General features: G+C 72.9%; 14 protein-coding genes. 10 read left to right on the top strand and 4 right to left on the bottom strand.

Going from position 1 to position 12,352, the window contains the following annotated elements; genetic code table 11:
* Positions 1 to 42: 42 nt before the first annotated feature.
* Genes deoC through ABT345_RS19450 form a run of 3 tightly spaced genes read left to right on the top strand, consistent with a single transcriptional unit; the run spans position 43 to position 3,374 of the window.
* On the top strand, positions 43 to 1,038 hold the full coding sequence (gene deoC, locus ABT345_RS19460; RefSeq protein WP_345089993.1) for a deoxyribose-phosphate aldolase: 996 nt from the start codon (positions 43 to 45) through the stop codon (positions 1,036 to 1,038).
* A gap of 7 nt (positions 1,039 to 1,045) precedes the next feature.
* Entirely contained in the window at positions 1,046 to 2,521 is a 1,476-nt protein-coding gene (locus ABT345_RS19455; RefSeq protein WP_345089995.1) for an aldehyde dehydrogenase family protein, read from the top strand.
* Positions 2,514 to 3,374, top strand: coding sequence for an aldehyde dehydrogenase family protein (locus ABT345_RS19450; RefSeq protein WP_345089998.1), 861 nt, complete (start codon positions 2,514 to 2,516; stop codon positions 3,372 to 3,374). The genes ABT345_RS19455 and ABT345_RS19450 overlap by 8 nt, the downstream gene beginning before the upstream one ends.
* Before the next feature lie 68 nt (positions 3,375 to 3,442).
* On the opposite strand, the gene ABT345_RS19445 is transcribed toward ABT345_RS19450, so the two are convergent.
* Positions 3,443 to 3,829, bottom strand: coding sequence for a hypothetical protein (locus tag ABT345_RS19445; RefSeq protein ID WP_345090001.1), 387 nt, complete (start codon positions 3,827 to 3,829; stop codon positions 3,443 to 3,445).
* A gap of 207 nt (positions 3,830 to 4,036) precedes the next feature.
* Between ABT345_RS19445 and ABT345_RS19440 the strand changes: the two genes are divergently transcribed.
* Positions 4,037 to 4,732 (top strand): ATP-binding protein, encoded by a 696-nt coding sequence (locus tag ABT345_RS19440; RefSeq protein WP_345090003.1) that lies wholly within the window; start codon positions 4,037 to 4,039, stop codon positions 4,730 to 4,732.
* A 72-nt stretch (positions 4,733 to 4,804) separates the two neighbouring features.
* On the top strand, positions 4,805 to 5,296 hold the full coding sequence (locus ABT345_RS19435; protein ID WP_345090007.1) for an OsmC family protein: 492 nt from the start codon (positions 4,805 to 4,807) through the stop codon (positions 5,294 to 5,296).
* 368 nt (positions 5,297 to 5,664) lie between these two features.
* Here ABT345_RS19435 and ABT345_RS19430 read toward each other — a convergent pair whose 3' ends face one another.
* On the bottom strand, positions 5,665 to 6,423 hold the full coding sequence (locus ABT345_RS19430; RefSeq protein WP_345090010.1) for a SigE family RNA polymerase sigma factor: 759 nt from the start codon (positions 6,421 to 6,423) through the stop codon (positions 5,665 to 5,667).
* Positions 6,424 to 6,712: 289 nt separating this feature from the next.
* Between ABT345_RS19430 and afsQ1 the strand changes: the two genes are divergently transcribed.
* The 5 genes from afsQ1 (at position 6,713) to ABT345_RS19405 (ending at position 10,628) form a co-directional block, all read left to right on the top strand.
* Positions 6,713 to 7,390, top strand: a complete 678-nt coding sequence (gene afsQ1 / locus ABT345_RS19425; RefSeq protein WP_185993866.1) for a two-component system response regulator AfsQ1 — start codon at positions 6,713 to 6,715, stop codon at positions 7,388 to 7,390.
* A complete protein-coding gene (locus ABT345_RS19420; protein ID WP_386459670.1) occupies positions 7,288 to 9,093 on the top strand; it encodes an ATP-binding protein in 1,806 nt (601 codons plus the stop codon). Before afsQ1 ends, ABT345_RS19420 begins: the two co-directional genes overlap by 103 nt.
* Entirely contained in the window at positions 9,090 to 9,716 is a 627-nt protein-coding gene (locus ABT345_RS19415) for a hypothetical protein (protein WP_345090016.1), read from the top strand. The genes ABT345_RS19420 and ABT345_RS19415 overlap by 4 nt, the downstream gene beginning before the upstream one ends.
* Before the next feature lie 146 nt (positions 9,717 to 9,862).
* Positions 9,863 to 10,375, top strand: a complete 513-nt coding sequence (locus ABT345_RS19410) for a VanZ family protein (RefSeq protein WP_345090090.1) — start codon at positions 9,863 to 9,865, stop codon at positions 10,373 to 10,375.
* A 46-nt stretch (positions 10,376 to 10,421) separates the two neighbouring features.
* A complete protein-coding gene (locus tag ABT345_RS19405) occupies positions 10,422 to 10,628 on the top strand; it encodes a PspC domain-containing protein (RefSeq protein ID WP_345090019.1) in 207 nt (68 codons plus the stop codon).
* A gap of 81 nt (positions 10,629 to 10,709) precedes the next feature.
* Here ABT345_RS19405 and ABT345_RS19400 read toward each other — a convergent pair whose 3' ends face one another.
* On the bottom strand, positions 10,710 to 10,982 hold the full coding sequence (locus ABT345_RS19400) for a hypothetical protein (RefSeq protein WP_345090022.1): 273 nt from the start codon (positions 10,980 to 10,982) through the stop codon (positions 10,710 to 10,712).
* Between the two features lie 165 nt (positions 10,983 to 11,147).
* The gene (locus tag ABT345_RS19395) at positions 11,148 to 12,284 is read right to left on the bottom strand and encodes an adenosine deaminase (protein ID WP_345090025.1); all 1,137 of its coding nucleotides are present in this window, start codon (positions 12,282 to 12,284) and stop codon (positions 11,148 to 11,150) included.
* Positions 12,285 to 12,352 lie beyond the last annotated feature (68 nt).

Genomic DNA, 12,352 nt, shown 5'->3' with positions numbered 1-12,352 from the left:
ATGACAGGCCGCTACGCGCGTAGATATGCTCCCCTCGTGACCATGCCCACCACAGTTCCCGCATACGGCAAGGAAGCCGCGGGGCGGCTGGCGTCGATGGCGGACGTGACCGCCGACGACGGCGCGCTGCGCCGCTTCCTGCACGGCCTCCCCGGCGTCGACAAGGTCGGCCTCGAAGCCCGTGCCGCCACCCTCGGTACCCGTTCGGTCAAGACGACGGCGAAGGCGTACGCCATCGACCTCGCCGTCTCGATGATCGACCTGACGACGCTCGAAGGAGCCGACACCCCCGGCAAGGTGCGGGCGCTGTGCGCCAAGGGCATCAACCCGGACCCCACCGACCGCTCCGTCCCCAAGGTCGCCGCGATCTGCGTCTACCCGGACATGGTCGCGACGGCCAAGGAGGCGCTCGCCGGCTCCGGCATCCATGTCGCGTCCGTCGCGACCGCCTTCCCGGCGGGCCGCGCCGCGCTGCCGGTCAAGCTGGCCGACGTCCGGGACGCGGTCGCCGCCGGCGCCGACGAGATCGACATGGTCATCGACCGTGGCGCGTTCCTCGCCGGCCGGTACCGCTCCGTCTTCGAGGAGATCAAGGCCGTCAAGGAGGCGTGCGCCCGTCCCGACGGTGGCGCCGCCCACCTCAAGGTGATCTTCGAGACCGGTGAGCTGCAGACGTACGACAACGTCCGCCGGGTCTCCTGGCTCGCGATGCTCGCGGGCGCCGACTTCATCAAGACCTCGACCGGCAAGGTCGCCGTCAACGCCACCCCGCCGGTCACCCTCCTGATGCTGGAGGCGGTCCGCGACTTCCACGAGGCCACCGGCGTCCAGGTCGGCGTGAAGCCGGCCGGCGGCATCCGGACGACCAAGGACGCACTGAAGTACCTGGTCATGGTCAACGAGACGCTGGGCGCGCCCTGGCTGACGCCCGACTGGTTCCGGTTCGGCGCCTCCAGCCTGCTCAACGACCTGCTGATGCAGCGCCAGAAGCTCAGCACCGGCCGCTACTCCGGCCCCGACTACGTCACGGTGGACTGAGGCTCCCATGACTTTCGACGCATCCACCCCCTTCACCTACGCCCCGGCGCCCGAGTCCCGTGCGGTGGTCGACATCGCGCCGTCGTACGGACTCTTCATCGACGGAGAGTTCGCCCCGGCGGCGGGCGGCAAGGTCTTCAAGACCGTCTCCCCCGCGACCGAGGAGGTGCTCTCCGAGGTCGCGCAGGCCGAGGCCGCCGACGTCGACCGCGCCGTGGCCGCCGCCCGTAAGGCGTTCGTGACGTGGTCCGCGCTGCCCGGTGCCGAGCGGGCCAAGTACCTCTTCCGCATCGCCCGGATCATCCAGGAGCGCTCGCGGGAGCTGGCCGTCCTGGAGACGCTGGACAACGGCAAGCCGATCCGCGAGTCGCGCGACGCGGACCTGCCGCAGGTTGCCGCCCATTTCTTCTACTACGCCGGCTGGGCCGACAAGCTGGAGCACGCGGGCTACGGCCCGAACCCGCGCCCGCTGGGCGTCGCCGGGCAGGTCATCCCGTGGAACTTCCCGCTGCTGATGCTGGCGTGGAAGGTCGCCCCGGCGCTGGCCACCGGCAACACCGTGGTGCTGAAGCCCGCCGAGACGACGCCGCTGTCGGCGCTGTTCTTCGCGGACATCTGCCGTCAGGCGGGGCTGCCGAAGGGCGTCGTCAACATCCTGACCGGCGACGGCTCCACGGGCGCCGCGCTGGTCGCGCACCCGGACGTGAACAAGGTCGCCTTCACCGGCTCCACCGAGGTCGGCAAGGCCATCGCGCGCACGGTCGCCGGGACCGACAAGAAGGTGACGCTGGAGCTGGGCGGCAAGGCGGCCAACATCGTCTTCGACGACGCCCCGCTCGACCAGGCCGTCGAGGGCGTCGTCAACGGCATCTTCTTCAACCAGGGCCACGTCTGCTGCGCCGGTTCGCGGCTGCTGGTCCAGGAGTCCGTCGCGGACGAGCTGCTGCACGCGCTCAAGCGCCGGATGCGGACGCTGCGGGTCGGCGACCCGCTCGACAAGAACACCGACATCGGCGCGATCAACTCCGCCGAGCAGCTGGCCCGGATCACCGCGCTCGCCGACGCGGGCGAGGCCGAGGGCGCCGAGCGCTGGTCCCCGGAGTGCGAACTCCCCTCGTCCGGCTACTGGTTCGCGCCGACGCTCTTCACCGGCGTCACCCAGGCGCACCGCATCGCCCGCGAGGAGATCTTCGGCCCGGTGCTGTCGGTGCTGACGTTCCGTACGCCGGAGGAGGCCGTCGTCAAGGCCAACAACACGCCGTACGGACTCTCCGCCGGTATCTGGACGGAGAAGGGTTCGCGGATGCTGTGGATGGCGAACAAGCTGCGCGCCGGGGTCGTCTGGTCCAACACCTTCAACAAGTTCGACCCGACGTCGCCGTTCGGCGGCTACAAGGAGTCGGGCCACGGCCGTGAGGGCGGGCGCCACGGTCTGGCGGCGTATCTGACCCCGTCGACCCCGAAGGGCGAGCACCATGGCTGACCGACTCTCCGTCTTCAAGACCTACAAGCTGTACGTCGGGGGGAAGTTCCCCCGGTCCGAGAGCGGGCGGGTGTACGAGGTGACCGACTCCGAGGGCAACTGGCTGGCCAACGCCCCGCTGGCGTCCCGCAAGGACGCGCGGGACGCGGTCGTCGCGGCCCGTAAGGCGTTCGGCGGCTGGTCGGGCGCGACGGCGTACAACCGCGGCCAGATCCTCTACCGCGTCGCGGAGATGCTTGAGGGCCGCCGGGCGCAGTTCACGGCGGAGGTCGCGGCGGCCGAGGGGCTGGCGGAGGCCGAGGCCGCGGCGCAGGTGGACGCGGCCGTGGACCGCTGGGTCTGGTACGCGGGCTGGTCCGACAAGGTCGCCCAGATCGCCGGCTCCGCCAACCCGGTCGCGGGCCCGTACTTCAACCTGTCGTCGCCCGAGCCGACCGGCGTGGTCGCGGTGCTGGCGCCGCAGGAGTCGTCGTTCCTGGGGCTGGTGTCGGTGCTGGCGCCCGCGATCGTCACCGGGAACACCGTGGTCGCGGTGGCGTCGGAGCGGGCTCCGTTGCCCGCGCTGTCGCTGGCCGAGGTGCTGGCCACCTCCGACCTGCCGGGCGGCGTGGTGAACCTCCTCTCCGGCCGCACCGCGGAGCTGGGCGCGCCGCTCGCCGCCCACCAGGACGTCAACGCCATCGATCTGGCGGGCGCGGACGCGGAGCTGGCGGCGGAGCTGGAGACCGCCGCGGCCGACAACCTCAAGCGGGTGCGCCGCCCGGCGCCGGTGGACTGGTCCGCCGACCCCGGCACCGGCCGCCTCCTCTCCTTCCTGGAGACGAAGACGGTGTGGCACCCGACGGGCGTCTGACGCCCCGGCACGGCGATACGGGCCCCGATCCTCCGCGGATCGGGGCCCGTACGGCTTTCCGGAAGCGCTTACGGCAGAAGCCGGGTGGCCGGCCCGACCAGCGGCAGGTCCTCAAGCGCGCCGCCCTTGGTGACCGGGCCCGTCGCCAGCTGGGTGCCGACGGGCTTGAAGTCGGCGATCTGGGTGCCGACGGCGTTGCCGAGCGGGTCGACGGGGGTGTTGGCCAGCGGATCGATCTGAAGGCCCTTGACCGGGCCGGTGACCCCGGCCAGGGAGTGGGTGAGGGCGCCGGTGAGGGCGGACGCGGTGGCGCCGGTGTCGCTGGATTTCACCGGCGCCGCGCTCGCCGCGCCGCCGCCCGCCACGAGCGCGGCGCCGGCCGCGGAGACCGCGAGCGAGGCCCGCAGGAGCGTACGGGGAAGCCGAGCGGGCTTGGGACGTGCGTGTGAGGCCATGCGCTGCCACCTGCCTGTGGGGGAAGGCGCCCGACGGGGAGCCTTCCACGGGAGAGGGAACCATTGGTAATCGCTTGACTCCACAGCGTAGTTGATGGGCCGCCGGGCGATCCAGTTCCCGGCGGGACGGCGGCACGCCCCGGGTCCGGCACGACGTCACGCCCCAGGGGGTGGCCCGGCGGGCCGTATGCCGGACAATGGGCTCCCGTGAGCTTTCCGTCCGCCGCCCGGCACCCCGCCGCCCGCGTCCTGCTGCTGACCGGTCCCTCCGGGTCCGGCAAGTCCTCCCTCGCCGCCCGTACGGGCCTGCCGGTGCTCCGGCTCGACGACTTCTACAAGGAGGGCACCGACCCGACGCTGCCGCAGCTGCCCGACGGCGGCGGCGCGGACTGGGACTCCCCGCTCTCCTGGGACGCGGACGCCGCGCTCGCCGCCGTCGCCGCCCTCTGCCACGAGGGCCGCGCGGCCGTCCCGGTGTACGACATCGGGGCCAGCGCCCGCACCGGCAGCGCGGACGTCACGCTGGACGGCGCCGCGCTCTTCGTCGCGGAGGGCATCTTCGCCGCCGAGGTGATCGACCGCTGCCGGGCGGCCGGACTGCTCGCCGACGCGCTCTGCCTGCGCGGACGCCCGACCACGACGTTCCGCCGGCGGCTGCTGCGCGATGTGCGCGAGAGCCGCAAGCCGGTGCCGTACCTGATACGCCGCGGGCTGCGGCTGCTGCGGACCGAACGCTCCGTGGTGGCGCGGCAGACGGCGCTCGGCGCGCATCCGTGCGCCCGTCCCGAGGCGCTGGCCCGGATAGCGGCGGCGCGGACGGCGGGGCCGGGCGGCGCGGCCCCCGGGGCGGACGGGCCCTCCGAAGAGCGGGGATCCCCCGTACGGGCGGCGGGCCGGAAGTGACGCACGTAGGCTCCTGAGTCCGGTGCCGGGATCCGGCAACCGGAACGCGAACGGCGTCTTGGGAGGACGTTCATGCCGAAGGCCAGGGAACACACCTACCGCACCCGCGTCGTCTGGACCGGCGACCAGGGCACGGGCACCAGCGGCTACCGCGACTACGACCGCGAGCACGAGGTGAGTTCCGCGGGCCCGCCCCCTCTCGTCGGCACCGCCGACCCGGCGTTCCTGGGCTCCGCCGAGGCGTGGAACCCGGAACAGCTGCTGCTCGCCTCGCTGTCGCAGTGCCACATGCTGACCTATCTCGCGCTGTGCTCCCTGAACGGCGTGACGGTCAACGGCTACGAGGACAACTCCGGCGCCACGATGGCGGAGGACGGCGCCGGGGGCGGCGCGTTCACGGAGGCGGTGCTGCACCCGAGGGTGCGGGTGGTGTCGGAGACCATGCGCGAGCGGGCGCTCGAACTCCATGCGGAGGCGCACCGCAAGTGCTTCATCGCCAACTCGGTGGCGTTCCCGGTCCGGTGCGAGCCGACGATCGAGGTACAGGCGGACGTATACCAGTAGGGCAGTAGGGCGGTAAGGGTTCCTGCCGGCGGGCGCCTTGTCCCGGGGCGGCGTTGTGGGGCTGCGTTGTGGGGCGGCGCCTCGCCCGGGCCTCGTGCCGCAGCCGCCCGGCGCCGCCGCCGGCGCCCGCCCGCCCGCACACACGACGGAGCGGGTTCGGACAGCCCCCCCGGCAGTCCGAACCCGCTCCGTCTTCCCCCGTGTTTCCCCTGATCCCCCCGTGTTCCCCCGTTTTCCCCTTGTTCGCGGACGCGTCCCGGGTACGTCCGGCCGTCGCGGAGTGCTCCGCTCGGGCCGGCTCCCCCGTATCCCCCGTGTCCGGGACGTGTCCGCAGCCCCTTTATCCCCTCGGGCTTTCTCCCCGTCCTTCAGGCCACCAGCTCGCCGAAGGACTCCTCCTCGTCACGGCCGAAGCTGAGGACCTCGTCCTCGCGCAGCCGGCGCAGCGAGCGCCAGATGCTGGACTTGACCGTGCCGACACTGATGTTGAGGATGTCCGCGATCTCCGGGTCGGTGCGGCCCTCGTAGTAGCGCAGGACCAGCATCGTGCGCTGCGGCTCAGGAAGCCGGGCCAGCGCCTGCCAGAGCACCGCACGCAGTTCCGTGCCGCGCATCGCGTCCACGTCGCCTGCCGTCTCCGGCAGTTCCTCGGTGGGGTATTCGTTCAGCTTGCGGCGGCGCCACGCGCTGATGTGCAGGTTCGTCATGGTGCGCCGCAGGTAGCCGCCGAGCGCCGCCTTGTCGCTGATCCGGTCCCAGGCCCGGTAGGTCGAGAACAGTGCGCTCTGCAGCAGGTCCTCGGCCTCGTAGCGGTCGCCGGTCAGGTGGTAGGCGGTGGCGTAGAGCGCGGCGCGGCGCTCCTGCACATAGGCGGTGAAGTCGGCGTCGGAGGCGGCGGACGCAGTGGACGCGGCGGACGCGGCAGTCGCGGTGCGCTCCGGGGCCGCCGCGGCGGGTGCCGGGCCGTTCACCGTGGCGTCGACGGCGATCCGGTACGGCTGCCGCTGACGTCCGGTGCCGCGGAAGCACCCCCGCCCTCCCGCAGCACCGGACTTCTCGGAGGCCCGTGCGACGTCGTGGAGACGCGTGATCACCGCGCTGGTGCTCGTGGCGTGCTTGGTGTTCATCTCGCGCCCCCCGTCGGTAGAGCCTGGTTCGTCGGTCTGTTCCGGTCGGTGTCCCTCCCGGTGCCAAGAACCCTGCCAACCCAGTTTCATCGCGTTGTCCGTCGACTGTCACAGCCGTGTCACAGGGGGCCGCGACATGCTCGATGTGCACGTCACAGCGGTGGGAGATGTGCCTTGGGGGGCTTTTTGCGCTCTTCGTGGAGCGGCCGGCGGCGCCCCTGAAACGGGACGGTGCTCCCCGACGGCGGCCGGTCGATGCGGCGGGGGGCCATGGGCCAGAATGGCGGGCGTGCCTTTCCTGTTGCTGATCGAGGACGACGACGCCATCCGCACGGCTCTCGAACTCTCCCTGTCGCGCCAAGGTCACCGTGTGGTGACCGCGGCGTCGGGCGAGGACGGCCTCCAGCTGCTGCGTGAGCAGCGGCCGGACCTGATCGTGCTGGATGTGATGCTGCCGGGCATCGACGGTTTCGAGGTGTGCCGGCGGATCAGGCGTACGGACCAACTGCCCATCATCCTGCTGACCGCGCGCAACGACGACATCGACGTCGTGGTGGGTCTGGAGTCCGGGGCGGACGACTACGTGGTCAAGCCCGTGCAGGGCCGGGTGCTGGACGCCCGGATCCGGGCCGTGCTGCGCCGCGGGGAGCGGGAGTCCAGCGATTCGGCGACGTTCGGTTCGCTGGTGATCGACCGCTCGGCGATGACGGTCACCAAGAACGGCGAGGACCTCCAGCTGACGCCGACCGAGCTGCGGCTGCTGCTGGAGCTGAGCCGCCGCCCCGGTCAGGCGCTCTCCCGCCAGCAGCTGCTGCGGCTGGTGTGGGAGCACGACTACCTGGGCGACTCGCGGCTGGTGGACGCCTGTGTGCAGCGGCTGCGGGCCAAGGTCGAGGACGTCCCGTCGTCGCCGACGCTGATCCGTACGGTCCGCGGGGTCGGCTACCGGCTGGACACCCCGCAGTGACGGACGGCTCCCCGGGGGCGGACGGCCGCGCCGGGCGGCTGCCGCGGTTCCGGCGCCGGGCGGCGGGGCTGCTGCGCTGGACGAGCCTGCGGATGCGGCTGGTGTTCGTCTTCGCGCTGGTCGCGCTGACGGCTGCGGTCTCGGCGTCCGGGATCGCGTACTGGCTCAACCGCAACACCGTGCTGGAGCGCACCCAGAACGCGGTGCTCAAGGACTTCCGTACGGCGCTGGGCGAGCGGGCCGGGGCGCTGCCGGTGCAGCCGCGGTGCGGGGAACTCCAGGACGCGGCGCGGCAGATGGCGGCCGGGCCGCAGAACTACGCGGTGCTGCTGATCGGCACGGACTCCGAGGGCAAGGAGTGCGTGGCCGCGACGGACCGGGAGCTGCTGACGCCGCAGAGCGTGCCGGATTCGCTGCGGACGGCCGTCGACACGGCGCGCCCGGTGGACGACGCCAACCGCTTCTCGCACCACCTGTACTGGCAGCGCAAGGAGGTCGGGGACGTGCCGTACCTGGTCGCCGGGGCGAAGGTGACCGGCGGCGGGCCGACCGGCTATCTGATGAAGTCGCTGGCGACGGAGCGGCAGGACCTCAACTCGCTGGCCTGGTCGCTGGGGATCGCGACGGCGCTGGCGCTGGTCGGCTCGGCGCTGCTGGCGCAGGCGGCCGCGACGATGGTGCTGCGTCCGGTGCAGCGGCTCGGGCACGCGGCGCGGCAGCTGGGCGAGGGGCGGCTGGAGACCCGGCTGCGGGTGACCGGCACCGATGAACTGGCCGATCTGTCGCGGACGTTCAACCGTACGGCGGAGCAGGTCGAGCAGCGGGTGGAGGAGCTGAGCGCGCGGGAGGCGGCGTCGCGGCGGTTCGTCGCGGACATGTCGCACGAGCTGCGCACGCCGCTGACGGCGATCACCGCGGTCTCGGAGGTCCTGGAGGAGGAGGCCGACTCCCTCGACCCGATGATCGAGCCCGCGGTGCGGCTGGTGGTCAGCGAGACCCGGCGGCTGAACGACCTGGTGGAGAACTTGATGGAGGTGACCCGCTTCGACGCGGGCACCGCCCGGCTGGTGCTGGACGACGTCGACGTCGCGGACCAGGTGACGGCGTGCATCGACGCGCGGGCGTGGCTGGACGCCGTGGAGCTGGACGCCGACCGCGGCATCGTCGCCCGCCTCGACCCGCGCCGCCTCGACGTGATCCTCGCCAACCTCATCGGCAACGCCCTCAAGCACGGCGGTTCGCCGGTGCGGGTGTCGATCCGTACGGAGGACGCGTCGGGGACGGAGCACCGGTGCCCGCCCGGCGCGGTCCATGCCGGCAGCGGCGCGGCGCCGTCCGGTGCGGAGCCGGCGGACGGGCCGGCGTCCGGCGCCCTGCTGATCCGGGTGCGCGACCACGGCCCGGGCATCCCCGAGGAGGTCCTGCCGCACGTCTTCGACCGCTTCTACAAGGCGAGCGCGTCGCGGCCCCGCTCCGACGGCAGCGGTCTGGGGCTGTCGATCGCCCTGGAGAACGCGCACATCCACGGCGGCGAGATCACCGCGGCCAACCTGCCCGAGGGCGGCGCGGTCTTCACGCTGCGGCTGCCGATGGACGCCTCCTTGCTGGCCGGGGACGAGCGCGCGGACGACGACGGTGGCGCGGCCCGGACGCCGGGCGCCGGTGACGACGGTGCCCGCGGCGGCGCGGAGGACGGCCGGTGAGCCGGGCGGGGCGGCTGCGGCGTGCCGCAGCCGGTGCGCTGAGCGCGGTCGCGGCGCTGGCGCTGGCCGGCTGCGGGGTGCGCGGTACGACGGTCCCGGTGGACGCCGGCGGCGCACCGTCGCGGGTCAGCTGCGAGGTACGGGAGCGGAACGCGGCGCAGGAGGCGCCCGACCGGATACCGGCCACGGTGTACCTGGTGTGCAGCGGGTCGCTGGTTCCCGTCACCCGGACGGTGCCGCGCACCGCGGAGCGCCCGGCGCGGACGGCGGCGCTGCGGGCGGCGCAGGCGCTCCTCGGCGAGCTGCGGCGTCCGCCGTCGCCGCGGGAGGAGGAGGCCGGGTTCGCGTCCGCCGTGCCGGAGGATCTGACGGTCGCCGCGGCGCGGCCGGGCGATCCCGCGGGGACCCTGCGGCTGAGCGTGCCGCCGGACGCCCTGCCGTCCTTCGCGCTGGCCCAGCTCGCCTGCACCTGGGGCGACTCCCCGGCGCTCGGCCGCCACCGGGCGGCGGTCCTCGGCGGCCCGGACGACACCGCTCCGCACCGCTACGCCTGTACGGCCGATGTCCGCGCCCACCCGGACGCCGGGCGGGACACGGTCACGGAGACGCCGATCGTGCCGTAGGGCGGGCCGGGGCGCGTGTGGCGCGGCGCCGCGCGGGATTCCGGCCGCCTTGCCCGACTCGGGTGGATGCGGGCGGAACCGCGGCCGCCGTTCGCGGCGTCCTGGGCTGTGTGCAGCTTGGCCCCGGCGTTTTCGCCACCTTCCGTATGCGCGCCACCGGACGGATTCTCCTCGTGGTGCATCTGCTGATCGTCGGCCGTCTGATGCTGTGGCCGCGGGCGGTGCCCTGGGTCCCGGAGGCCAATCTCGAACCGCTGGCGACGATCGGCGCGGCGCTGGCCCGCGGCCCGTGGGCGGCGGTGTGCGGCATCGGGGTCCCGCTGCTGATGCTGGCGCCGCTGGGCGTGCTGCTGCCGCTCGCCGGCGGGCGCCTGAACGTTTCCCCGGTGCTCTCCCTGCTGCGTACGGTGGGTGCGGGCGGGCTGCTGGCGCTGGTCCTTCAGGCGCTGGCGAGTTCCGTGCCGGGCCGGGTGGCGGACATCGACACGCTACTGCTGAACGTCCTGGGGGTGGCCCTGGCGCATCTCGCCGTCGTCCCCAGGGCGCGGGCGCGGCTCCGCCGCCGGGCGGAGGATCTCAGGGGTGCGACCCCGAAAATCACCAGGGTCGGCCCCCTTCCGAAGGCTGATGTCCTCTCCGCGTCGCGTCCCTACCTTTGAGGTGTCGGGGCAACCGCTCCGCACCGCCCGAGAAGGAGTAGCCCTCATGGCCGCCGCACTGGTCCGCCCTCGCAACAACCGCATGATCGCCGGAGTCTGCGCGGGCCTGGCCCGTCGCTTCGGTACGACGCCGACGACGATGCGCGTGATCTTCGTCGTCTCCTGTCTGCTCCCCGGTCCCCAGTTCCTCGTCTACCTGGCGCTGTGGCTGCTGCTGCCGTCCGAGTCGGAGGGCGCCGCCTCCGCCTGGTGACGTGCGCCGTACGGGCCCCGGCACGGCGGTGCCCCGGTCCGGACGGGGGTGTCGGACCGGGGCACGGGCGGCGGTGCCGGATCAGCCGCCCAGCACCTTGCCGAGGGCGTTGGTGGGCAGGCCGCCCAGGAGGCGGTTGCCCTTGGCGTTGGGCGTGGCCTTGATGTCGCCGGTGGCCGCGTGGGCGTCCTTGGAGACGCCGGAGACGGTCTTGGCCGCCTGCTTCACGGGCAGTTTGTTGAGCGTGCCGCCGAGCTGACCGACGTCGATCGCGGACGCGGAGCCCGTGGCGGTGGCGGCGAAGGCCACGCCGAGAAGGGCGGTGCCGAGCGTCTTGATGGTTGCCTGCTTCATCGCAATTACGTCCTCGTGATGGGGAGTCGACCGGCACCGCAACGTAGTGAGCGCCCCGGGGTGCCGCAAACATCCGCGGGCACGGGAAAACGGCCGGTGCGCACCGCACCGGCCGTCCCGTGCGCTCCCCCGCCGGGCGGTTCACACCGCCTCAGGAGCCGTGCGTCAGGCGGTAGTTGGGGCCGCCTTCGGGAAGAGCCATTCCGCGCGCAGCTCCGCGTAGCCCGGCTTGATGACGTCGTTGATCATGGCAAGACGTTCATCGAAAGGAATGAATGCTGATTTCATCGCATTGACCGTGAACCACTGCATGTCGTCGAGGGTGTAGCGGAACGTCCGCACCAGGTGCTCGAACTCCCGGGACATGGTGGTGCCGCTCATCAGCCGGTTGTCGGTGTTGACGGTGAGCCGGAACTGCAGCCGCCGCAGCAGCCCGATCGGGTGCTCCGCGTACGAGGGGGCGGCGCCGGTCTGGAGGTTGGAGCTGGGGCACATCTCCAGCGGGATGCGCTTGTCGCGGACGTACGAGGCGAGCCGGCCGAGGGTGATGGTGCCGTCGTCGCCGACCTGGATGTCGTCGATGATCCGCACGCCGTGGCCGAGCCGGTCGGCGCCGCACCACTGGAGCGCCTGCCAGATCGACGGCAGGCCGAACGCCTCGCCCGCGTGGATGGTGAAGTGGTTGTTCTCGCGCTTGAGGTACTCGAAGGCGTCGAGGTGGCGGGTGGGCGGGTAGCCCGCCTCGGCGCCCGCGATGTCGAAGCCGACGACGCCCAGGTCGCGGTAGCGGTTGGCGAGTTCGGCGATCTCCAGGGCGCGGGCGGCGTGCCGCATCGCGGTGAGCAGCGCGCCGACGCGGATGCGGTTGCCTGCGGCGCGGGCCCGCCGCTCGCCCTCGCGGAAGCCCTCGTTGACCGCCTCGACGACCTCTTCGAGGCTCAGCCCGCCCTCCAGGTGCTGCTCGGGGGCGTAGCGGATCTCGGCGTAGACGACGCCGTCGGCGGCCAGGTCCTCGGCGCATTCGGCGGCGACCCGGATCAGCGCCTCGCGGGTCTGCATGACGGCGCAGGTGTGCGCGAAGGTCTCCAGATAGCGCTCCAGCGAACCGGAGTCGGCCGCCTCGCGGAACCAGACGCCGAGCTTCTCCGGGTCGGTCTCGGGCAGTCCGGCGTAGCCGCCGGCGCGGGCGAGGTCGACGACGGTGGCGGGGCGCAGTCCGCCGTCGAGGTGATCGTGGAGCAGCACCTTCGGTGCGCGCCGGATCTGGTCACTGGTCGGGAGGGTGGTGGTCTCGCTCGTCATTGCGGCACTGTAGCGCCTACGCGCGTAGAACTCATCGACCGATACGTAACGGTGACCCGTCTGCGGGG

It is taken from the genome of Streptomyces sp. NPDC000404 (genome assembly GCF_040300365.1).
Lineage (GTDB): Bacteria > Actinomycetota > Actinomycetes > Streptomycetales > Streptomycetaceae > Streptomyces > Streptomyces ramulosus.
The sequence above is the reverse complement of the archived record's forward strand: the minus strand, read 5'-3'. Positions and strand labels throughout refer to the sequence as shown.